This window comes from Agrobacterium sp. GW821-FHT14E08, assembly GCF_058803865.1.
In genome coordinates, this window is sequence record NZ_JBXAPJ010000004.1 from 265,859 (window position 1) to 289,137 (window position 23,279).

20 protein-coding genes are annotated in these 23,279 nt (G+C 57.6%); 16 read left to right on the plus strand and 4 right to left on the minus strand.

Annotated elements, in window-relative coordinates:
- The first annotated feature begins 103 nt into the window (after nt 1-103).
- The 14 genes from AC1ROR_RS17450 to catB all read left to right on the plus strand — a co-directional run bounded on the left by AC1ROR_RS17450 (nt 104) and on the right by catB (nt 16,927).
- Nucleotides 104-877 (plus strand): FadR/GntR family transcriptional regulator, encoded by a 774-nt coding sequence (locus AC1ROR_RS17450; RefSeq protein ID WP_035224955.1) that lies wholly within the window; start codon nt 104-106, stop codon nt 875-877.
- An 88-nt stretch (nt 878-965) separates the two neighbouring features.
- The gene (locus AC1ROR_RS17455; RefSeq protein WP_498590183.1) at nt 966-2,474 is read left to right on the plus strand and encodes an ABC transporter substrate-binding protein; all 1,509 of its coding nucleotides are present in this window, start codon (nt 966-968) and stop codon (nt 2,472-2,474) included.
- A gap of 67 nt (nt 2,475-2,541) precedes the next feature.
- Entirely contained in the window at nt 2,542-3,489 is a 948-nt protein-coding gene (locus AC1ROR_RS17460) for an ABC transporter permease (protein WP_006311351.1), read from the plus strand.
- A 10-nt stretch (nt 3,490-3,499) separates the two neighbouring features.
- Nucleotides 3,500-4,372, plus strand: a complete 873-nt coding sequence (locus tag AC1ROR_RS17465; RefSeq protein ID WP_498590184.1) for an ABC transporter permease — start codon at nt 3,500-3,502, stop codon at nt 4,370-4,372.
- Between the two features lie 21 nt (nt 4,373-4,393).
- On the plus strand, nt 4,394-6,178 hold the full coding sequence (locus tag AC1ROR_RS17470) for a gamma-glutamyltransferase family protein (RefSeq protein ID WP_498590185.1): 1,785 nt from the start codon (nt 4,394-4,396) through the stop codon (nt 6,176-6,178).
- Between the two features lie 4 nt (nt 6,179-6,182).
- Nucleotides 6,183-7,994, plus strand: coding sequence for an ABC transporter ATP-binding protein (locus AC1ROR_RS17475; RefSeq protein WP_498590186.1), 1,812 nt, complete (start codon nt 6,183-6,185; stop codon nt 7,992-7,994).
- A gap of 183 nt (nt 7,995-8,177) precedes the next feature.
- Nucleotides 8,178-9,632, plus strand: coding sequence for a sensor histidine kinase (locus tag AC1ROR_RS17480; protein WP_498590187.1), 1,455 nt, complete (start codon nt 8,178-8,180; stop codon nt 9,630-9,632).
- Nucleotides 9,629-10,066, plus strand: coding sequence for a response regulator (locus tag AC1ROR_RS17485; protein ID WP_035224965.1), 438 nt, complete (start codon nt 9,629-9,631; stop codon nt 10,064-10,066). Before AC1ROR_RS17480 ends, AC1ROR_RS17485 begins: the two co-directional genes overlap by 4 nt.
- A 4-nt stretch (nt 10,067-10,070) precedes the next feature.
- On the plus strand, nt 10,071-11,111 hold the full coding sequence (locus AC1ROR_RS17490; RefSeq protein WP_498590188.1) for a sensor histidine kinase: 1,041 nt from the start codon (nt 10,071-10,073) through the stop codon (nt 11,109-11,111).
- 246 nt (nt 11,112-11,357) lie between these two features.
- Nucleotides 11,358-11,687 carry a GCG_CRPN prefix-to-repeats domain-containing protein gene (locus AC1ROR_RS17495; protein ID WP_142174570.1) on the plus strand — a complete coding sequence of 110 codons (330 nt, stop codon included), beginning with the start codon at nt 11,358-11,360 and terminating at the stop codon, nt 11,685-11,687.
- A gap of 181 nt (nt 11,688-11,868) precedes the next feature.
- Nucleotides 11,869-12,564, plus strand: a complete 696-nt coding sequence (locus tag AC1ROR_RS17500) for a superoxide dismutase (RefSeq protein ID WP_498590189.1) — start codon at nt 11,869-11,871, stop codon at nt 12,562-12,564.
- A 107-nt stretch (nt 12,565-12,671) separates the two neighbouring features.
- Nucleotides 12,672-13,661, plus strand: coding sequence for a Bug family tripartite tricarboxylate transporter substrate binding protein (locus tag AC1ROR_RS17505; RefSeq protein ID WP_142174572.1), 990 nt, complete (start codon nt 12,672-12,674; stop codon nt 13,659-13,661).
- Nucleotides 13,662-14,123: 462 nt separating this feature from the next.
- On the plus strand, nt 14,124-15,914 hold the full coding sequence (locus AC1ROR_RS17510) for an ABC transporter ATP-binding protein (protein WP_498590190.1): 1,791 nt from the start codon (nt 14,124-14,126) through the stop codon (nt 15,912-15,914).
- A 383-nt stretch (nt 15,915-16,297) separates the two neighbouring features.
- On the plus strand, nt 16,298-16,927 hold the full coding sequence (gene catB / locus AC1ROR_RS17515; RefSeq protein WP_498590191.1) for a type B chloramphenicol O-acetyltransferase: 630 nt from the start codon (nt 16,298-16,300) through the stop codon (nt 16,925-16,927).
- A gap of 57 nt (nt 16,928-16,984) precedes the next feature.
- Here catB and AC1ROR_RS17520 read toward each other — a convergent pair whose 3' ends face one another.
- Entirely contained in the window at nt 16,985-17,878 is an 894-nt protein-coding gene (locus AC1ROR_RS17520) for a LysR family transcriptional regulator (protein ID WP_498590192.1), read from the minus strand.
- A 154-nt stretch (nt 17,879-18,032) separates the two neighbouring features.
- Here AC1ROR_RS17520 and AC1ROR_RS17525 point away from each other — a divergent pair, with 154 nt between their 5' ends.
- Nucleotides 18,033-18,677 carry a hydrolase gene (locus AC1ROR_RS17525; RefSeq protein WP_498590193.1) on the plus strand — a complete coding sequence of 215 codons (645 nt, stop codon included), beginning with the start codon at nt 18,033-18,035 and terminating at the stop codon, nt 18,675-18,677.
- A gap of 119 nt (nt 18,678-18,796) precedes the next feature.
- Here AC1ROR_RS17525 and AC1ROR_RS17530 read toward each other — a convergent pair whose 3' ends face one another.
- Complete coding sequence (locus AC1ROR_RS17530) at nt 18,797-19,159, minus strand: hypothetical protein (RefSeq protein WP_139786127.1); 363 nt, start codon at nt 19,157-19,159, stop codon at nt 18,797-18,799.
- Nucleotides 19,160-19,169: 10 nt separating this feature from the next.
- The gene (locus AC1ROR_RS17535) at nt 19,170-19,454 is read right to left on the minus strand and encodes a hypothetical protein (RefSeq protein WP_308400346.1); all 285 of its coding nucleotides are present in this window, start codon (nt 19,452-19,454) and stop codon (nt 19,170-19,172) included.
- Nucleotides 19,455-19,659: 205 nt separating this feature from the next.
- On the opposite strand from AC1ROR_RS17535, the gene AC1ROR_RS17540 reads away from it, so the two are divergent.
- Entirely contained in the window at nt 19,660-20,667 is a 1,008-nt protein-coding gene (locus AC1ROR_RS17540) for a S1 family peptidase (protein WP_080840176.1), read from the plus strand.
- A 40-nt stretch (nt 20,668-20,707) separates the two neighbouring features.
- Here the strand turns inward: AC1ROR_RS17540 and AC1ROR_RS17545 are convergent, their stop codons facing one another.
- Nucleotides 20,708-21,988 (minus strand): DUF4238 domain-containing protein, encoded by a 1,281-nt coding sequence (locus AC1ROR_RS17545; RefSeq protein ID WP_498590194.1) that lies wholly within the window; start codon nt 21,986-21,988, stop codon nt 20,708-20,710.
- Between the last annotated feature and the right edge of the window lie 1,291 nt (nt 21,989-23,279).

Consider the following 23,279-nt stretch of genomic DNA (forward strand, 5'->3'; position numbering starts at 1 on the left):
ATATTTTGAGCGGCCATTTTTACCGCTCAAAAATGCGCTTGACGTCTGCGAAAATTTCTCACCAAATGAACCAATGTAAGATTGGTTCAACAAATGGTGCGACGTGGCGGCAGGCCCTAACGACAATTCCAACTACGCTCTTGCGAAGCTGCGGTCGTATATTCAGACGCAGGATCTTGCAAAAGACGGGCGTTTGCCGACGGAACGGGCCTTTGCGGAGACTTTTAATGTCGGGCGACGGGCTGTTCGCCGTGCTCTTGAGGTTCTTGAGGCCGAAGGCCTGATCTGGCGGCGGCAGGGGGCTGGAACCTTTGTGGGTGAAAAGCCGGATGATTGGTCCGCTCAGGTCACCGAATTGGTCGCCGGCACGGATATCATGGAAATCATGGAGGTGCGTCTGCGCATCGAGCCGCAGCTGGCGCAGCTTGCGGCCATGCGGGCCAAGCCTGCCGAGGTGGAACGCATGCGCGCCCTTGTCCAGAAGACCGGCCAGAGCACGGATGCCGACGCCAAGGAATTATGGGACGGCTCGCTCCACCGGCAAATTGCCCAGAGCGCCGGCAACAAGCTCTTCCTGTCGATTTTTGACGTCGTCAACCGCATTCGCCAGGACGATGCCTGGCAGTCGATACGTGAGCTTGCCCGCCGCACCGGCACGAATGGCAGGGCCTCTTTCGAACAGCACATGGCTATCGTGGATGCCATAGCCGACCGTGATCCGGCCAGAGCCGGAGAAGCGATGCGCCAGCACCTTCTCATGCATCAGGAAAGACTGATCCGCGCCACGTCGCTCGGATTTCAGGAGGACAAGGCTGAAGAAGACAGGGCGGCCCACAGCCACGACGAAGCCGGCAACCCGCTTGCCCCGGCCTCATAGGCCGTGGGTCAGGAGCCTTCGGCCTCTTGGGGCCGGCCAATAACAAGACAAAGACAAAAACAAAGAAAACCAGACCAGAGGATGGAAAATGAAGAAAACATATATTTTGACCGCGGCCCTGATGGCCAGCGCGTTCCTGACCGCGCCCGTCATGGCCTCCGAATTGCGCATCGGTCTCAACGATGACGCGGATGTGCTTGATCCCGCGCAATCGCGCACCTTCGTCGGCCGCATCGTTTATACCGCCATGTGCGACAAGCTGGTCGACATCTCCCAGGACATGAAGATCGTTCCCCAGCTCGCCACCGAATGGGCCTGGTCCGAAGGCGGCAAGGTGCTGACGATGAAAATCCGTGACGGCGTCAAGTTCCACGACGGCGAGACGCTGGATGCGGCCGCCGTCGTCGCCACCATCGAGCGGAACATGACACTGCCGGAATCCCGCCGCAAGAGCGAGCTTTCCTCGGTCGAGAAGGTGGAGGCGACCGGCCCGCTGGAAGTCAAGTTCACGCTGAAGACGCCTGACGTTACGCTGCTAGCCCAGCTTTCCGACCGCGCCGGCATGATTGTTGCGCCGAAGGCAGCCAAGGAACTGGGTGCGAATTTCGGCTCGAAACCGGTCTGCGCCGGTCCATTCAAATTCGTCGAGCGCATTCAGCAGGATCGTATCGTGCTGGAAAAATTCGCCGACTATTGGGACAAGGACAAGATCCTTGTCGACAAGATCGTCTATCTGCCGATTCCCGATACGACAGTTAAGCTTGCTAACCTTCGCGCAGGCGACCTTGACATAGCCGAGCGCATATCGGCTTCCGATGCGGAATCCGTCAGGAACGACGCCAATCTGACCTATGCGGACGTGATCGGGCCGGGCTATATGGCCATGTATGTCAACGTCAACAATGGTGCGCGGGCGGACAACCCGCTCGGCAAGGACAAGCGCCTGCGTCAGGCATTCTCCTATGCGATCGACCGCGAGGCGATCGGCCAGATCGTTTTCGAGGGCACCTCAAAGGCCGGTAATCAGGCCTATCCCCCGACAAGCCCCTGGTTCAACCAGAACTTGGCCGTGCCGCCCCGCGATATCGACAAGGCCAGGCAGCTGATGAAGGAGGCGGGTTACGAGAAGCTGGATGTCGAGCTTCAGCACGCCAACAACACCACGCAAATACAGATGATGCAGGTGATCCAGTCCATGGTCGCGGAAGCCGGCTTCAACGTGACGCTGAAGGCGACCGAATTTGCGACGCTTCTGTCCGAACAGACGGCCGGCAATTACCAGCTCAGCCGTTCCGACTGGTCGGGACGTATCGATCCCGATGGCAACCTGCACCAGTTCGTCACCTGCAAGGGCGGCATCAATGATGTGAAATATTGCAATCCCGAGGTCGACAAGCTGTTGAACGAGGCCCGCGCCTCGACCGAAGACGCCGTCCGCAAGGAAAAATACGATGCCGCTGGCGTCATCCTGAATGACGACATGCCGATCATCTATCTCGGCCATCAGCCCTATGCCTATGCCATCTCCAAGAAGGTGAAAGGCTGGGCGCCATCGCCGGATGGCATGATCCGCCTTCTCGGCGTCAGCAAGGACTGACAGCTTCGAACAGGTCGCACGGCTTGCCGTGCGGCCCCCATGACCGGACCCAAACGGGGGCAATGCCATGCCTGTTTATATCGGCAAGCGACTGCTGGTCGCGATCCCGACACTTCTGATCATCTCCATCTTCGTTTTCTCGCTACAGAAACTCCTGCCGGGCGATCCGGTCCTTGCCATGGCGGGTGAGGAACGCGATCCCGCGACAATCGAATTCCTGCGCGAGAAATATCGCCTGAACGATCCGGTTCCGCTGCAATATCTCAACTGGCTGGGCGGCGTGGTGACCGGCGATTTCGGCATTTCCCTGCGCACCAACCAGCCGGTGCTGGAACTGATCGGCCAGAAGCTGCCGGTCACCATTCAGCTGGCTGTCATGGCGATGTTTTTTGCCATGGTCATCGGCATTCCCATTGGCATTCTGGCCGCCGTCAAGAAGAACACGTGGATCGATTATACGGCCAATATCGTGGCGCTTTCTGGCCTGTCGATCCCGAATTTCTGGCTCGGCATCATGCTGATCCTGCTGGTGTCAGTCAAACTCGGCTGGCTGCCGGCATCCGGTTATGAATCGATCTTCGTCGATCCCGTCCGCTCCATCGAAACCATGATCATGCCCGCCTTCGTGCTGGGCAATGCGCTTGCGGCGACGCTGATGCGGCATACGCGCTCGGCTATGGTGGCGGTCTTGAGTTCCGATTATATCCGCACCGCCCGCGCCAAGGGGCTCTCGCCGCGCGAGATCATCCTGTCGCACAGTTTCCGCAATGCGCTTCTGCCCGTCATCACGCTGCTGGCGCTGCTCTTCGGCGAATTGCTGGCCGGGGCGGTTCTGACCGAGCAGATATTCACCATTCCCGGCTTCGGCAAGATGACCGTCGATGCCGTGTTCACCCGCGACTATGCCGTCGTGCAGGGCATCGTGCTCTGCACCGCCGTCGGCTTCATTCTCATGAACCTTCTGGCCGACATCGCCTATGTCCTGCTCAACCCCCGCCTCAGGGCGACGATCTGAGGCTGATATCATGACCGTTCTCGATCAAAACCTCTCCGTACCGGTAACGCGGCAGGAGAGCCGCGCCTGGAAGAAGATGAAGCGCAACAAATCCGCGCTTGTCGGCATGGTTATCGTGCTGTTTTTCGCCGTCCTTGCCATAGCCGCACCGATCCTGCCGATTGCCGATCCGGTTGCGACCAGCTGGTCGGCCATCCGTAAGGCGCCTTCGGCGGCCCACTGGCTCGGCACCGACGATCTCGGTCGCGATATTCTTTCGCGCATGATCTATGGTGCACGCGCTTCGCTGATGGCCGGCGTCGTCTCGGTGATGATCGCCGTCGTCATCGGCGTGCCCTTCGGCCTCATATCAGGTTATTTCGGCGGCTGGGTGGATATGGTCATATCCCGTATCACCGAAGCGCTGCTGGCCATGCCCTTCCTCATCATGGCGATTGCGCTCGCAGCCTTCCTCGGGCCGAGCCTCACCAATGCCATGATCGCGATTGGCCTTTCCGCCATGCCGATTTTCGTGCGATTGACCCGTGGGCAGGTGCTGGCGGTCAAGATGGAGGATTATGTCGAGGGTGCAAGGTCGATCGGCCTCAACCACGTCGACATCATGACGCGTTACATCCTGCCGAATGTCTTTGCCCCCATCATCGTCCAGGCGACGCTGACGGTCGCCACCGCCATCATTGCGGAGGCGAGCCTTTCCTTCCTCGGCCTTGGCCAGCAGGCGCCCGCACCCTCGTGGGGTTCGATGCTGAACACGGCAAAGAATTTCCTGAGCCAGGCGCCATGGATGACGATGTGGCCCGGCATCGCCATCTTCCTCGTCGTCATCGGTTTCAATCTTCTGGGCGATGGCCTGCGTGATGCGCTCGATCCGCGCGAAGCATGATTTTTATAAGGAATTGACTGAATGACCGAATTCACCACACGCCCCGAGATCCTCGGCACATTCGGCGTCGTTACCTCGACGCACTGGATCGCATCGGCCGTGGGCATGGCGATCCTCGAAAAGGGAGGGAACGCCTTCGACGCCGCCGTCGCCACCGGTTTCGTTCTGCAGATCGTGGAACCGCATCTCTGCGGCCCGGGCGGCGACATGCCCGCCGTGTTCTATTCGAAGAAGACGGACAAGGTCGAGGTCATCTGTGCACAGGGCCCGGCCCCGAGCGGGGCGACGATTGACCATTATACCTCGGAAGGGCTGAAGCTGATCCCCGGTGACGGGCTGCTCGCCACCGTCATTCCCGGCGCCTTCGACGGCTGGATGCTGATGCTGCGCGACTATGGCACGATGAGCGTGCGCGAGGTGCTGGAACCCGCCATCTATTATGCCGAACATGGGCACCCGACGCTGCCGCGCGTCTCCGCCACCATCAACGGACTGGCGGAATTTTTCGAGAAGGAATGGCCGACATCCCATGAGACCTGGCTGCCGGGTGGTGCCGCACCCGAGCCGCACGCGAATTTCAGGAACCCGGTTCTCGCCGCAACCTATCAGCGGATCGTCTCCGAGGCGGAAGCGCGCTCCGGCCGCGAAAACCAGATCGAGGCGGCACGTGATGCCTTTTACCGGGGTTTCGTTGCGGAAGCCATCGACAGTTACGTCAGGACCGCGGAGGTGATGGATGCCAGCGGCGCGAAACACAAGGGCGTGCTGACGGCGCAGGACATGGCGGAATGGCGCGCGACCGTGGAAGCGCCGCAGACGTTCGACTATCACGACTGGACGATTGCCAAGACGCCCGCTTGGGGGCAGGGGCCGGTTCTGCTGCAATCGCTCGCCCTGCTGAAGGGTTTCGACATTGCGGCGATGGACCCGTCCGGTCCCGATTTCATCCACACCGTCGTCGAAGCCATGAAGCTCGCCTTCGCCGACCGGGAGGTCTATTACGGCGATCCGGAATTCGGCCAGATTCCGACGGAATATCTTCTTTCCGAGGGCTATAATGCCGGGCGTCGCAAATTGATCGGCAGCGAGGCATCGCTCGAGCTGCACCCCGGCACGGTGCCGGGCTATGAAAAACAGGTGGATGCCACCATGGCGATGCTGGCCGAGATGAGCGGCACCGGGGCCGTCTACGAGCCGACCATGTCGCATCTGACGGAAAAGCGCGGTGATACGGTGCATATCGATGTCATCGACCGCTGGGGCAACATGGTTTCCACCACACCGTCGGGCGGCTGGCTGCAATCCTCGCCCATCGTTCCGGGCCTCGGCTTCGCGCTCAATTCCCGCGCCCAGATGTTCTGGCTGAAGGAGGGCCTGCCGACCTCGCTCGCGCCGGGCAAACGCCCGCGCACCACGCTGACGCCATCGCTTGCGCTGCATCAGGGGCGTCCATCCATGGTCTTCGGCACGCCGGGCGGCGACCAGCAGGACCAATGGCAGCTGCCTTTCTTCCTGCGTTATGCCCATCACGGCAAGAACCTGCAGGCGGCCATCGACATGCCTTTGTTCCACACCTCGCATTTTCCCGGTTCGTTTTATCCGCGTACCAGCTCGCCGGGCGAGATCATGGTGGAAGCTACGGTGGGGGATGCAACGCTTGAGGCGCTTCGCCGCCGTGGCCACCGCGTCACGGTTGCCGATGCCTGGTCGGTCGGGCGGCTTACCGCTGCGCGCCGCGATGCCGACGGTCTGCTGCGCGCCGCCGCGACACCGCGATTGATGCAGGCCTATGCCGTGGGGAGATGACATCATGACACCAGCACCTGTCCTGTCCGTTCGCAACCTGACCACGTCCTTTCTTGTCGATGGCGCGTGGAAAAGCGTTGTGCGCAATGTCTCCTTCGATGTCGCGCCGGGTGAAACCGTCGCCATTGTCGGTGAGTCCGGTTCCGGTAAATCCGTCACGTCCCTGTCGCTGATGCGCCTCCTTGCCCCGGCTTCCAGCCGTATCGAAGGTGAGGTTCTGCTGAACGGGCGCAATCTTCTTGCACTCTCCGAAAGGGAGATGCGCGGCGTGCGCGGCAATGACGTTTCGATGATCTTTCAGGAGCCGATGACGTCGCTCAATCCGATTTTCACAATCGGTCGCCAGATCTCCGAAGTGCTTATCAGGCACAAGGGGCTTTCGAAGCAGCAGGCAAGGGCGGAGACAATCCGACTGCTGGAAAAGGTCCGTATTCCCAATGCCGGCAGTCGTTTCGGCGAATATCCGCACCAGTTTTCCGGCGGCATGCGCCAGCGTGTGATGATCGCCATGGCGCTCGCCTCCCGGCCGAAACTGCTGATTGCCGACGAACCGACGACGGCGCTCGACGTCACCATTCAGGGCCAGATCCTCGACCTGATCAAGCTGCTACAGGAAGAGGAGGGCATGTCGGTCCTGTTCATCACCCATGATATGGGCGTGGTGGCCGAGATCGCCGACCGCACCATCGTCATGTACCGGGGCGACGAGGTCGAGACGGGGCCGACGGAGGATATATTCGAGCGCGGCAAGCACCCCTATACGCGTGCGTTGCTTTCGGCGGTGCCGAGGCTCGGCTCGATGAAGGATCGGCAATGGCCGACGCGTTTTCCGGTTCTCGACATCAGGACCGGCCTGTCGACAGAACCGGTGCAGGTGGCTGAAACGGTGGCGAGCGGACAGACGCCGGTTCTGGCGGTCAAGAACCTCGTGACGCGTTTTCCCATCCGTTCCGGGCTGCTGGCGCGCCAGACGGGCGCGGTTCATGCGGTCGAAAACGTTTCTTTCGATCTCTTTCAGGGCGAGACTTTGTCGCTCGTCGGTGAATCGGGCTGCGGGAAATCCACCACCGGGCGCTCTATCATGCGTCTTGTGGAACCGTCGTCCGGCGACGTGTCGCTCGACGGTTATGATGTGATGCGGCTCGATACGGTGGGGCTGCGCAATATGCGCAAGTCCGTGCAGATGATCTTTCAGGACCCGTTCTCGTCGCTTAATCCGCGCATGACGGTGGGGACCGCGATTTCCGAACCCTTCATCAAGCACAAATTGGGCACCACGAAACAGGCAAAGGAAAAGACGGCCGATCTCCTCCAAAAGGTTGGTCTCACTGCCGATATGGCCAGCCGTTATCCGCATGAATTCTCAGGCGGTCAGCGCCAGCGCATCGCCATTGCCCGTGCGCTCGCGCTTGATCCGAAGGTCATCGTCGCCGATGAAAGCGTCTCGGCGCTCGATGTCTCGATCAAGGCGCAGGTCTGCAACCTGCTACTCGACCTGCAACAGAGCCTCAACCTTGCCTTCCTGTTCATCTCCCACGATATGGCGGTCGTTGAACGTGTCAGCCACCGCATCGCGGTGATGTATCTCGGCGAGATCGTCGAAATCGGCCCGCGCGCGGCCGTCTTCGACAATCCCCAACATGCCTATACGAAGAAACTCATGGCGGCGGTGCCGGTGCCCGATCCGGCGCGGCGCGGGATAAGGCGCGGCATATCGAATGACGAATTGAAAAGCCCGATCCGGCCAATGGGTTATGAGGTACCGCAGCGCAGCTACAGGACGGTTTCCCCGGGCCATTTTGTTCAGGTGGCGTGAGGCGACCCTTCTACTTCTGAACCGTGCTTAACGCCCGTTGTGAAAAGTGGTTCCGGCGCCGGCGGGAAATAAAATGTTCGCTTCCGCGTCTGTCATATTCTAATTTGCCCGACAAATAAGCTGCCTACCGGGAATATTATTACTGTGACCAATTTTTCGCCGTTCGCTCAGCGAAGCCTTCTCATGCTCGCTGTTGGTGTCGCAATCCTGACCGGAATGGTCGCCATGTCGTTATGGCTGGTGCAGGTGAACAACCGGTACTCCCAGGAAACAGCCGAACTGCGCCGCGTGCGCGCGGCCATCCTCGATGTGCTGACCTCGATGCAGGACATCGAGACCGGTCAGAGAGGTTATCTGCTCACCAACAATGTCGAGTATCTGGGGCCATATGAGGAGGCTTTGGGCCGCCTGCCGGAACGGCGCTCCAGGCTTCTCGATCTGCTGAAGGATCGCGATCAGTACCGGCAGCCTCTGTCAGATATGGCAGGCGCAATCGACAACAAGCTGGCCGAAACCCGCGAAACCATCGATTTGCAAAAGGCAGGGCGCATCACCGAGGCGGTCGAAATCGTCCGTGAGAATGACGGCAAGCGTTTCATGAATGAAATCAGAACGGTGCTGTCGAAGCTGCAATCGGACACGGACGATCGGTTGCGCGTCATCGTCGGCGATCAACTCGAGGCCGCCAACAGGCTGCAATTGGTGACGATCGGCGGCGCCTTTGCCATCATGATCGTCGTCGGCGGTTCGATCCTGCTGGTCTTTACCTATATCCGTGCCCTGAACCGCTCCCGGGAAGATGTGGACGAGCTCAATCGCCATCTTGAGGAACGTGTGGAAGAAAGAACGCGCGACCTTCGCCGCGCCAATCAGGAAATCCAGCGCTTCGCCTATATCGTCACACATGATCTGCGGGCGCCGCTCGTTAATATCATGGGGTTTCTCGCCGAATTCGATACGTCGCTGAAGCCGGTCTCGGCCTATGTTCTCGCCGATGGCAAGACGCCGCCGGAAGACGTCATCCGCGAAGCGCGGCTGGCTGTCGAGGAGGATATTCCCGAGGCAATCGGCTTTATCCGCTCCTCGACCCGTAAAATGGACCAGCTGATCAATGCGATCCTGAAAATCTCGCGTGATGGCCAGCGAAAGCTGCAACCGGAAAAGGTCGATATAGAAACATTGCTGTCGTCGCTTTCCGAGACGGTTCGTCACCAGGTCACTGCCAATGGCGGCGAGATCAATGTCGATAGCTCAAAATTGACTGTCTATACGGATCGTATCTCCCTCGACCAGATCCTTGGCAATCTCTTCGACAATGCGGTGAAATACCAGATGCCGGGACGCCCGCTCAAATTGACCGCACGCGCCTATCCGGCCGGCCGCGGCGCCATTTCCATCGCGGTCAGCGACAATGGCCGCGGCATTGGCGAGCAGGATCTGGAGCGCATATTCGAGCTCTTCCGCCGCGCCGGCAATCAGGATCAGCCCGGGGAAGGAATTGGCCTTGCTCATGTTCGTTCGCTAATCAGAAATTTAGGAGGTGACATTAGGGTGGAGTCCGAGCTTGGAAAGGGAAGCACATTCACGCTGCTCCTGCCGAGCGACCTCAGAAAAGTGACGAAAGAAGGCGAACAATGAAGGCAACCGGTCAAGAGGTAACGATCGTGATGATCGAGGATGACGAGGGTCATGCTCGTCTGATCGAAAAAAACGTGCGTCGTGCGGGTGTGAACAACGAGATCGTGCCCTTTACGCTGGGTGCGAAGGCGCTTGATTTCATCCTTGGCGAAAGCCGGGATGGCCTTGTCAGCAAGGATCGTTATCTTCTCGTCCTGCTCGATCTCAATCTTCCCGATATGTCGGGTATCCGCATTCTCGAGCAGATCAAAAGCAACGAACATACACGCCGTTTGCCGGTCGTCGTGCTGACGACGACGGATGACGAAACCGAAATCCAGAAATGTTATGACCTTGGCGCAAATGTCTATATAACGAAGCCGGTCGACTACGAAGGTTTCGCCAACGCGATCAAGAACCTCGGCCTGTTTTTCTCTGTGATTCAGATACCTTGAAGGCATGATGGATTTGCGCGTTTTGTATGTTGATGATGATCCAGCGCTGGCGCGGCTTTCCAGCCGTGTCCTTGGTCGTCATGGAATGGAGGTGGTGCATGCCGCCTCCGTCGCCTCGGGGCTCGAGCTATTTCAAAACGAGCAATTCGATGTGGTCGTCCTCGATCACTATTTTCAGATGTCGACGGGAATGGAGTTTCTGGCGGCGATCCAGTCGTTACCGGGGCGCATTCCCGTGCTTTACGTTACGGGATCGAACGAAGCCCAGATTGCGATCGATGCCCTCAAGGCGGGGGCTGCCGACTTCGTCATAAAGAATGTCGGTGACGACTTTTTCCCGCTATTGCGCACCGCCATCAATCAGGCCCTGGAAAACCATCGCCTGCGCCAGACCAAGGAGGAATCCGACCGGTTGCTGGTAAAGGCGAAGGAACACGCGGAAATGATGGTCAAGGAGATGAACCATCGGGTCGCCAACAGCCTTTCGCTGGTCTCTGCGATGATCAGGCTGCAGATCAACACCGTGAAATCGCCGGAAGCCGAGGTCGCCCTGCTGGAAACCCAAAGCAGGATTTCCGCGATCGCCGGCGTGCATCGCAGCCTCTACAATACCGATAATGTCGGCCTGGTGTCGCTCAATTCCTACCTGACGTCGATCATCAGCGACCTGTTTCAGGCCGTTCCCGGTTCGTCCTCCGTCACGGTGGAAACATCGCTTTGCGACGTCAGTCTGAAAGCGGATCACGCGGTGGCACTCGGCGTCATCATCACCGAGCTTCTGACCAATGCGCTGAAATATGCCTATCCCGATCAGTCCGGCACGGTTCGCGTCCGGCTTTCGGAAGAGGACCAGCAATTTGCTCTCGTTGTTGAAGACGACGGTATCGGCTCGAAGCCCGAGGCAACACCCCGCGGAACGGGCCTCGGTACAAAGCTGATCATGGCGATGGCCCAGAATATTGGCGCGCGTGTCGAACAGACGCATACGCACCCGGAGCTGGGCAAGGGCACGCGTTACGTGATGACGTGGAATGAAAAGCAGTAAGCAGGGCGTGCATGTCTGCTCCTGAATGATCTGGCCTGCTCAGGGCCGTTCCACACCTTCAGCCATAATCGTTGCCACAGCGGATTTCTCTGTTTTCGTGTTCAGGGCTTTCAGCTATTCGCTGCGAAAACTCGCCCAAAATGGCCATAATTGCGGCTCCACTGCCACGAAAACACCTCGTTTCATTCACCTGCAGTTCACGGGCAATGGCGCTAAATCACCCCATCCCACAAGGAGGGAAATGAGATGCGCAAGATGATTTTAAGCGCTGGAATAATTCTTAGCGCTTTGTTCGGCAGCGGCGCGAACGCCATGCCCATCGGTCAACCGTCCGCACCCGCGACATCGAATGTTCAAACCGTCGACTATGCCTGTGGACGCGGTTTTCATCTGTCGCCGCGTGGATATTGCCGGCCAAACGGACCGCCACGCTATGAACGCGGCTGGGACCGGCGTGATCGCTGGGAGGGCCGCCGCGAGTGGCGCGAGCGTCAGGCACGCAGAGAATGGCGTGAGCGGCGAGACTGGCGGGAACACCGCGAATGGCGAGACCGCCGCGACTATTATCGCTGGTAATCATATCAGGCCCTCTCTTAACCGGGAGGGCCTTTCTTTTATGTCCCCTCTCGCAGCGGACTGACCCAATCCCCGTCTTTGCATGATGACCCTTTGTCCGAGGTCGAATTGATTCGGCCTGAGGAAACCTGCGCCGCAGTTGCGGGTTAACCCATGTGGCTGTCATTCAAAGGAGGAAAACATGAACATCACCAGACGCACAATTCTCGCAGGCGGCGCTGTGGCCGCTGCCGCAACGATTTTTCCCAGGCCGCATGTCGCGCGTGCCGCCCTGCCATTGAAACAGCCGCCCCTTCCGTTTGCGGAGGGAGATCTGGCGCCCGTTATTTCGGCAAAAACGGTCGGCCTCCATTACGGAAAACATCACAAGGGCTATTACGACAAGCTGAATACGCTGGCAGCCAATACCCGCTATGCCGACATGGAGCTTGTCGATATCGTCAAGGAGGCGGCCAGGTCCAAAGAGGCGGCGGATGTCAAGATTTTCAACAATGCCGCGCAGGCCTGGAACCACGTCGCCTATTGGGATCAGTTCGTTCCGGGTGGGACGAACCGACCCACGGGCGATCTCGCTACCCGTGTGAACGAGAGCTTTGGCGATTATGAAGGGTTTATCAAACGCGCAGTCGATGTTTCCGACACCGTGTTCGGGACAGGCTGGGTCTGGTTGACGCGCGACGACGCCGATAAACTCGCACTCATTGGTTACGAGGACGGCAATAACCCGGTCGCGGTCGGTCGACCGGCTTATCTCGGCATCGATATATGGGAGCATGCCTATTACCTCGATTATGAGAACCGCAAGCCCGAGCATATCCGCGCCGTGCTCGACAGGCTGGTCAACTGGCGGGTCGTCGAAGAACGCATGAGCGCTTAAGACGTCACGTCCTCTTGTTTCCCGCAGCAAGGCCAACGGGTTGCCCTCAGGTTCATTTGAGCTACTATGCCCGGCATGGCGGGGAGGCCATGTTTACAGGAGGGTTCATGAATTACCGGTCTTCGAAACGGCGCATGCTGTTGAAACTTGCCGCCACGGCGGTTTCTTTTGGCATGCTGGGAATGACGGCAAGCGCACAGGGCTTTCCCGATCGAACCATTACGCTGGTCGTTCCTTTCGCGGCAGGCGGCTCCACCGATGTGGTGGCGCGGGTCATCGCGCAGAAGATGGGCGATGAGCTCGGCCATCAGATCGTTGTTGAAAATGTCGCCGGCGCGGGCGGCAATCTCGGTGCAGACCGGGTCGCCCGGGCCGAGCCCGATGGTTATACCATCCTGATGGGCACGGTTGCCACCCATGCGCTCAACCCGCTCATTCTCAAGACGAAACCTTACGATCCGCAAAAGGATTTCGCGCCGGTCTCGCTGCTGGTGGTGGTGCCGAATGTGCTGGTGGTCAATCCGAAGCTGAACGTCAACAGCGTCGCGGAACTGATCGCGCTTCTGAAGGCTGAACCGGATAAATATGCCTATGCCTCTTCCGGCAACGGCACGCCGCTGCATCTTTCCGGCGAATTGTTCAAGAGCATGGCTGGTGTCAGCATGCAGCATGTTCCCTATAAGGGAGCAGGCCCGGCGCTCAACGATCTGCTCGGCAACCAGATTTCGATCATGTTCGACAATCTGCCGTCGTCATCCGGCCACATCAAGTCCGGCACATTGAAGGCGCTTGGTGTCACCACCGCCGAGCGGGCTTCATCCTTCCCGGATCTACCGACCATTGCCGAGACCGTGCCGGGTTATGAAACCTACACATGGAACGCACTCTTTGCGCCTGCCGGCACGCCGGCCGAGGTGGTCGACACGCTGAATGCCGCCGCCAAAAAGGCGCTTGCCGATCCGGCTGTCGCCGCACGCATGGCGGAGTTCAGCGCCAGGATCGTCGCTTCGTCGCCCGAGGAGCTGAAAAACCACGTCGCGGCCGAAATCGCCAAGTGGGAACCCGTCGTCAAGAATGCCAATGTGCAGATGGACTGATCGGGAGCGATCGGCAGGGTCCTGTTCTCTTGTCGCGTAGCCCACCCGGGATGCGCGACATAAGCTATTGATTGCAGAAAACCGTGGCCGACGCCATCACTGGCATCGGCCACGGTTGTATTTAGCCCTGGCCGATGTGTCGTTTCCGCATCACTTGCCATAAGGTTGCAAAATCCTGCTTGGCAAAAACGAGCGGCTCCGCTACAAAAAACATCACCGCGTCAGATCGAACAAAGGGAGGCGTTGCATGACACCAGCATTCACCGAAATCCTCCCGCAGGGAATGACCCGACACTAGGTCATATCCATTCGCGGCCCGCCCCGCGCAAGCGCCATGCGGTTCTGTTTCCCTTCATAGCCCGATTGATCTGACGGGATCATATCGTTTCCCGCCCGGGCTGTGCCATCCAACTTCCGTTTTTGAGGACCGGTTGCCGACCCTTTGGCGCCGTGCTGGTTAAAATGTCTCGCAAGAAGCTCGATTTCCGCGCCGATGCCTATCGCCATGTGCTCGGCTTTGTTTTTCATCATTGGAGCCACCGAAAGGCGCTGGTGGGTTTCATCATCGTGCTGGTCGTCGCCAGCACATTGGCCGAAGTCATGGTGCCGGTTTTCTCCGGCCAGATCGTTGATGCCATTGCCGGCGGCAACGGGGCTGACAAGGCTTTGCGCGCCTTCGTCATCGTGGTGGCGCTGGGCCTCACCAGCGTGGCGCTGCGCTGGTTCATCTTCAACGGCATCATCAGGCTCACCCTGAAAATCATGGCTGATGTCACCAATAATGGCTTCCACAGGGTGCAGCGTTTCTCCACGGACTGGCATGCCAACAGCTTTGCCGGTTCCACGGTCCGCAAGATCACACGCGGCATGTGGGCGCTGGATTCCCTCAATGACCTGCTGCTCATCGCGCTGCTGCCGTCCATCACCATGCTGCTGGGCGCCACCATCGTGCTGGGCAGCTACTGGCCGGTCATGGGCCTCATCGTCGGTGCCGGTTCGCTGATCTATATCGGCGTCACCGTGTTGCTTTCCATGGGCTTCGTCTCTCCGGCGGCAAGGCTTGCCAATGCCTGGGACACCAAGCTCGGCGGCGCGCTGGCGGATGCCGTCAGCTGCAATTCGGTGGTCAAAGCCTTCGGTGCCGAAAACCGTGAGGAAACCCGGCTGGGCCATGTACTGGCCAAATGGGATAGCCGCACGCGCCGGACATGGCGTCGCGGCACGCTGAGCGGCACCATTCAGGGCTTCATGATGGTCTCCATGCAGGCCGGCATTCTGGGCACGGGCCTTGTCATGTGGCAAAAGGGGCTGGCCACGCCGGGCGATATCACCTTCGTGCTGGCCATGTTCTTCGTGTTGCAGGGATATCTGCGCAATGTCGGTCAGGATATCCGCAACCTGCAACGCGCCGTCAACGACATGGAAGAGCTGGTGCTGCTCGACAAGATGGCGCTTGGCGTCGAAGACAGGCCGGAGGCCAGGCGCATCAATATTGGCAAGGGCGAGATCGTCTTCGATAACGTCACTTTTCAATATGGTGCGCATCCCACCCCGCTTTATGAGGACTTCTCGGTCACCATCAAGCCGGGTGAGCGTGTGGGGCTGGTCGGCCATTCCGGCTCGGGCAAGACAACCTTCGTCAAGCTCATCCAGCGGCTTTACGACATCAAGTCGGGCGCGATCCGCATCGACGGCCAGAATATCGCCGGCGTCACGCAATCGAGCCTGCGTGGCCAGATCGCCATCGTGCAGCAGGAGCCCATCCTGTTCCACCGCACGCTGGCGGAAAACATCGCCTATGGCCGGCCAAACGCCTCGCGACGCGAAATCGAGCAGGCGGCGAAACAGGCGAGCGCCCATGATTTCATCATGTCCCTGCCCAAGGGTTATGAGACCATGGTGGGCGAACGCGGCGTCAAGCTCTCGGGCGGGGAACGCCAGCGCGTCGCCATCGCCCGCGCATTCCTTGCGGATGCGCCGGTGCTGATCCTTGACGAGGCAACCTCAAGCCTCGACAGCGAAAGCGAAGTGCAGATCCAGCAGGCCATGGAACGCCTGATGGAAGGCCGCACCACGCTCGTCATCGCCCACCGCCTCTCCACGGTCAGGGCGCTGGACCGGCTGCTGGTCTTCGACAAGGGCAATATCGTCGAAGAGGGCGACCACCAGGCGCTGATCCGGCTGAATGACGGCATCTATCGCCGGCTGTTCGAGCGGCAGGCGCTGGAGCTGACGAAGGGGCTGGTGGCTTGAGAAACGCTATGCCGGAAGGGTTGAGGATCGCTTGCCTGTGGTATCGATCTTGCCGGCATTGGGCTGCTCTTCTCGGCGGTGACATCGTGTTGGCTCGTCTGTGCATCAGATCAGCCAGCCTGTGTCTCGCGACGCGTCCCAGGGATGGGGAAGGTCAAACGATGAGGTGGATCGCCGCCTATTCGTCGATCGGACCTCGCAACGGCTTGGCCTTCCTCGCTTTTTGCGGTAACCAAACTGAATGATAAAAGCATCGAGTATCACCTGCATCTAGCTCCCGCCGCAGCGCGAGGAGCATCGGACGAGAAGCCGGTCGGCTTCGCGTTCGGCGGCTGCTTGCCTGAAGGCAAGCGAAAGCGAACACATGCAGTGAGATTACCTCAATGGAAAATTATTTCGAAAGCCCGTTCCGGGGCATCACGCTTGATAAGCAGGTAAAGAACCCGAACCTCGTGGTCGGGAAATACAGCTATTATTCAGGCTATTATCATGGCCACAGCTTCGAGGATTGCGCCCGTTATCTGCTACCTGATGACGGTGCGGATAAGCTGATAATCGGCAGCTTCTGCTCGATTGGTTCGGGTGCCGCCTTCATCATGGCGGGCAATCAGGGTCATCGCAACGAGTGGATCAGCACCTTCCCGTTCTTCTTCATGCCCGAAGTGCCGGAATTTGAGAATGCTGAGAACGGCTATCTGCCAGCCGGCGATACCGTCATCGGCAATGATGTCTGGATAGGTTCGGAAGCGATCATCATGCCCGGCATCAAGATCGGTGATGGCGCTGTCATCGGAACACGAGCGCTGGTGACGAAGGATGTCGAACCTTACGCCATCGTCGGCGGCAACCCCGCCAGAACCATCCGCAAGCGGTTTGATGACGATAGTGTCGGTCTTCTGTTGGAGATGAAATGGTGGGAGTGGCCGGCAGAAAAGCTCAAAGCCGCAATGCCGCTAATGACCAGTAGCAATGTCGCAGAGCTTCATCGCTTCTGGCAATCGGACATTCTGTAAAGCTGAAGCTGCTGGCCCGTCTGATCAGGGCGGGCCAGCATCCCGTGCCCGTGGATTTTAATTATCCACCCCCCAAAGTTCCGGGTTCCGTTTGAAGTATTCCGCCAGCATTTCGGTAAGCACCCGCACTTTGCGGGTGGGATGTTGGCTCGGCGGGCGCACGACATAGGTCGCCCCCGGAGGGACCGGATAACGTGTCATGATCGGAACCAGTTCGCCGGAGGACACATAGGCATGCGTGATGCAATCGGGCAGCCAGGCTATGCCGAGACCTGCTGCCGCCGCCGCGGCAAGCGCCGTGGCGCTGTCGGCCTTGAACCTGCCCTGTGGCTGCACCGTGACGATCCTGTCGCCATCCATGAACTGCCAGGGTTCCGTTCCCTGCATGAGGGCCTGATGGTTAGCGATTTGCTCTACCGTCTCAGGGGAACCATGGGCTTCGATATAAGCCGGGCTGGCGACAAGCTTTCCGTTGATCGGCCCGACGCGCTTCGCGATCAGATTTGAATCCTGGAGGTAGGCGCTCCTAATCGCGCAATCAAAACCTTCTGCGATGAGATCGACGAAACGATCGCTGTAAGAGGTATGGATGTGAAGCTGCGGGTGCTGGCGCGCCATTTCTGCAAGCACGGGGGCGAAATGGCTCGGGCCGAAAGTCAGCGGCATTGAAACCCTCAAACGGCCGCGCAATTCACCAGTGGGGAGGATCGTTTCCCTGGCCGTATCTATCTCGGCGCTTGCCCGGGCCGCGTGTTCCCTGAAGGTGATACCCGCCTCCGTAAGTGCGGCGCCACGGGTCGTTCGCGCAAGCAGCTGAACGCCAAGGTCCGCTTCAACCCGCAGCAACCGCCGACTGACGATTGATTTGGAGACGCCGAGCCGGCGCGCAGCGGCCGAGACGCCCCCGGCATCGGCCACGGCGACGAATGTCCGGAGATCTTCGATGTCCATTCTGGCGTTCCTCATTTCGCGACGCAGCTCGCCAGATTATGGCACTATCGCACCATTAAAAGGAACAGCAAATTGCTTCCAGGCAACGTCGCCCGCTGACGCATGTCTCTCTTGAACCCATCGCCGCGCATGGCGGCAGAGAAAGGAAGTCTTGATGACCCTTCGTAACGGCCTCGATTCTCTTCTTCGTCCCGAAGATTCGGTCCTCGTTCTGATCGACCATCAGCCCTACCAACTAGCAAATCTCAACAGCCACGATCCGCAAGCTGTGGTCAACAACACGACCGCGCTGGCGAAGCTGGCCAAAGCTTTCAATGTTCCGACCATTCTCACCAGCGTGATCGCGGCACGCGGTGGACTTCTATTCAAGCAGATCACCGACGTATTTCCGGGCCAGGAAGTTATCGATCGCACCTGGGTGAACACCTGGCAGGACGAGAATGTGGTGAATATCGTCAAGGCTACCGGCCGCAAGCAACTGATCATCGCCGGCCTTTGGACCGAAGTTTGCGTCGCAATGCCCGTGATCCAGGCCGCAGGCGAGGGCTGGGACGTAACGGTCATCACCGACGCGTCGGGCGGGATTTCGAAGGAGTCTCACGAAGTTGCCGTCCAGCGGATGATCTCTGCCGGCGCGAACGTCATGACCGTTATGGCGCTGGCTGGCGAATGGCAACGCGATTGGGCGCGCACCGAGCATGTCGAAGAGCTGACCGAGATTCTCATCCAGCACTTCGCCGGCAGCGGCATCGCCTATCTTTGGGAACAGCAGCTTCTCAACACGCCGGTCGCTGGTTGATCCCAGCTGGCATTGTGAAATTTCGGTGAGGGGCGGAACGATCGTTTGCCGGCCTTCACCACATGGCCGTCGGCTCCATCTGCACAGGTCTTGATGCTAGCTCCTGTCCAGACCGGCAATTACTCTTCAAAGCCGCTCTGCGCTTCCGAGATCGTCTTGCAGGTCCCGCCATCCTTCTCGCCAACCATGCGCTTATCACGAATGACTGAACGTTTGGCGATGTCGATCTCCCACGCCACCGAGCCTTCATTCAGGCTCGCTTTACCACCGGCAAAGGTGCCTTTCTCCATTCTCTGGCTTCCAGAAGCCGGGACATAAACTCCAAATGTCCCGGCGGCTTCGTCGAGAACGAAATTGAACACCTGTGGTGTTCCCTTTGAACTTGCGAACTCGCAGCTAAGGTATGTTGGCGCGGCAAGGGCGCCTGAAACCGAAAAAAGCAGGGCCGCAACGGTAAATCCGGTTCCTGTGATGACTTTCAATTCCTGATCCTCATTCGTGTTTTCTCGCTAGACTAGAAATCGCGCCCTTCCGGCCACCGATCTTTAATGTTGCCTCACCACGCCCCACACCCAGAACCTCATGCGCGCCGCTGTGGCAATGATGGTAGTCAAACACACCATTGCGCCAGGCGCCGCTCCAACCGTTTCGGGAAAACATTACTTCGAATGAGGTGGAGTCGAGCCGCGAGTTCGTTTGCCAATAGATGATAACAGGGAAGGTCTGGTTGTTGGGAATCTGATCGCTTGGATTGAAGATGATTTTTTCGACGTTCATATTACTGCCCCTCGCGCATCTGGCCGTTGTAGCTGTAGTTTCAGACCCGCGTGACGAGTCTAGCCAACTATTTTCGCCGCATCACGGGCGCTGACTTCGCGAAAACTGTCCTTCTTAGTTTTGTGCGGCTATAGCGCGATGACCATCAACGCAGAAAGCTGTAGAAGTTTAGTTCTCGTAGTCAATAAGGTGAGAAACAAAAGCGATGGTTGCTAGACTTCTAGATGAGATCGCCACTAATCCCCCAAAGGAAATCATAGCTCTGATAAAGCTTATCGGGTTAGCCGCACAGGACGCTCCTTATCGCGAATTTCTTAATAGTAACTCGACCACTTTGGCAGACTTCGATACACGTAAATCACTGCTTGAGATGGGATATTTCGACACGCAAGACTTCCTCCATTTTGTGCATGCTTGTGGGGACGGCGAGGGAACAAGCACTTCAGCCTTGATGCCTTTATTTCGGCGTCTGATTGAGTGGGGACTTGTCGTAGATCAGTCCATGTTCGGCGGCCGTGCTTTGATAAGTCACACTTGGAACAAGGCTAGAATCGCGTTGTTCGTGACACTGCGAATTGTCGACAATATTCTCCTCGGACCCAGCTATGTCGCGCGTAAGTATCGTGGAAGTGTCCCAGCTTTATACGTTCGTCGAGGGGGCGATGAATTTACAGGCACCGGATTTATTGCAACCAATAGGGGCGATGGTGGAAAATGCGTTATCGTTACTGCAAAACATAACGTCGATCCCAATGATAACATCATATTCGTTGGGCTGAATCAGCCTGATGGAAGCATTTTAAAACCGATCAATGGGGAATGGATTTTGCATCCGAAACTTGATTTGGCACTTCTGGAGGTTGAATGCGATGACACTGTTGCACCAATTTTCCCAATAGGCAGTCCATCGGTACTCACGCGAACCATTACTCTCGGCTATCCGGGTATAGCTACAACGGACTCGTCTTACCTTTTGGCCCATGGCGGCGAATTAAACGCCGTCGTCAATACTTACCACGGCGAGGATCGGTTAATCATTTCAAACTTGGTCGCACCAGGAAACAGCGGTGGACCTGTCTTGGACGAAGCGGGGCTGTGTTTGGGAGTTGTAGTCAATTCATTTGAGACCCAACACGAAGGTGGAACAGAAAAGGCGAGCTCTGCCATACCAGCCAGACACGTTTTGGATTTTATCGGTCCCTATTGCCATTGAGTAGCCTTACCGTAACCTTTTGAGGCCGAAAGCGGCCTGATCAGCGCATCAGGCGGCGTCTGCGCTGTCTCTCTTCGGGCCGCCGGCGATTCCTACGGTCTATCTCGAGATGATGCGTGTGCATTTCTTCGTTTTCTTCGGTAGTAGGAGGACGATCGGAGCTGTAGAAGTCGTAGGAAATGCCACGGTAGCGGCGGCCCATCATCGACGCCCACTCGGCCTGGAACCTGTCGAGGGCAGCGCCGTCCCTGCGATCCCGCTTCTCGTTCTTGTAATCTCGGTCCCAAGGCTTGTGCCCATACTCGCTGAACGCGTCGGACCTGCCACCCTCATAGCCAATCATAATCTCCCCACCCATGTGGATATGCCGTGGGTCAGGCATGAACAGATAGCCGTCGCCAAGTTTCCGCCAGTGCGGGTTCTTTAGTTGCCTTTCGGGATACAGCCACTCCTTCTCTGCTGCGGCCACGTATCGGTATGCGCGCTGCTTGGTGACCCAGTTGATCTCGAGAACTTCCTGCTCGGAAAGCATTCGATCCGTCTGGATGGCAAGGAAGTTGAAGATGGTGTGCCGAAAGAACTCTGGATTCGGTCGGAACGCTAAAGCATTTTGGTACGGATTTCTCACCCATGATAGGTTGGTCAGGATGAGAACCCGATCCAGGGAGAGCGGGAAGTAGGTATGCGTCGCGTGGCACCGGATGTCGGGATCGTTGTGGTTCTGGCACCATTGCGACATGGGAAAGCACTCGCGGTTATACACCGTAACCGGGTGGTCGGATATGATGAACTTCGTGGGCGAGTCGGTCGCGTCCGCGATCTGCCATACGGATTCTGTCCATATCGCGCAGTATATGTTCTGCATGCGTTGGAGCTGCATCAACATAAGGTTTCGGTTCCCGGGCTGGGCCATGGCCTGCAGCGTGGCCATCCCCTTAGGTGTCCGAAGTTTCTGGACGCTCATGTAGGGGATAAACGTCTCCAGCATGCCGCCGTTGACGGACGGGTGTTTGAAGCCGCCGAAGTACTCAGTCGCCTTCTTGCCTTCGGAGTCCACGTTGCCGAAGAAGAACTGCTCGATCTCGGTGTTTACGATGCCGCCCCACTCGGTCGTATAGAGATCGTCTTGCGCGAAGCAGCGTTCAGGGCCCCAATGAAGAAGGCCACGGCGAGTGTACGTCACCCCGCCGCTGGTCCGTTTTTCCGGTTTTAGGTCAAGGTACCAGTATTTGTGCTGTCCCGGGAGCATGAATCGACGCTGATACCACTCGGGAACATAGTGGTTGTGGCGATATTGCTGATTCGGTTTGCCGTTCGACATGTGCGAATTATAACTGGGCGGGTGCTCTCGATCACCTATCAGTGATATTTTTCCCCAACAAGTAAAGCCCTAGCAGATATCAGGCGGATTCGTGGACTAAACGAATCCACCATTTAATATCCCAGATCCTAGCGGGGCGATGATGCCGAACTCAAAAGTTGTTTTGATTGTGCTGTCGTGGTTATGGCCTGTATATTTCGAGGTTAGTAATGTATTTTTTTAATGCTTTAACGACTTTTCTCCCTACCCCTGTTTTTTTGTTTTATGGGAAGGACTTTTTTGTGTCCCCGTTCATCCCCACTCTTTTTGCCTGACCTATAATGCCCCTGTTCCGCGATGAACCGGGAAATGTTCCTGTTTTGATGCGGAGCCGGCGCCGATTGTGAGAGAAGGCGTCGCTCTCATATTTCGGGGCCTGAAAGGGAAAGCCCTCTGGCAATGACCGGAGGTGAGATGGAATCTGGTTGGTGGTGAACCTTTCTATTTCTCCGAAATCCATTGGCTGAAGGGCAGTCTCTCTAACAGGCATAAACCGCTGAAGCGGGGCACTGATAAGTGTCATTCATTCCCATAGGCGGCAATTTTCAGTGCCCCGTTGAAATGCCCATCGAGCTGAAAGGCTGATGGAAAGAAGAGATGAAGTTCATAACACGGTCGCAAACGCGTCGCGTGATAGGAAAGGTGTGTTTGATGGGTCTTTACGAGATATACGTTCTTGCCGCTCGGGCGGATACTGCCTTGATGAGGAGAAAGCTGGCGCGATCTCTTTATGCCAGGACAAAGCTTCGAAATCGGCAGCTTAAGAAGCAATATTTACACAACCAAAAGGAGAATATGGATTCGTTGACGGATATGAGTAGGGTAGGCCAGATGCGATATGGGCGGCTTCCGTAAATATATATTTATATAATAATCAGCGCGCAAACATATAAAATATATACCGTGGTGAATTATATACGCACACCTGAAGGTGAGTGAGAATCCGCTGATAAAATCGACTTTTACGGTCTGCAATTTGCGGATTGCGGAACGATTGCGCGTAAATATATGAATTTTATGTTGAATTTGCTGTTTTGACTGGAGGATTGTTATGCGCAGAAACTATATAGCCGGGATGGATTTGATTGGAGTTGATTTCAGATTTGAGTGGCGATCGATCATAATAACAATATCATGATATTGTTATTATGATCGATCGCCGCTCAAATCTGAATTCCATTCCAATCAAAATCCATCTCACTCATATAGTTTCCGCGCATAACAATCCCCATTCAAACCAGCAAATTCAACA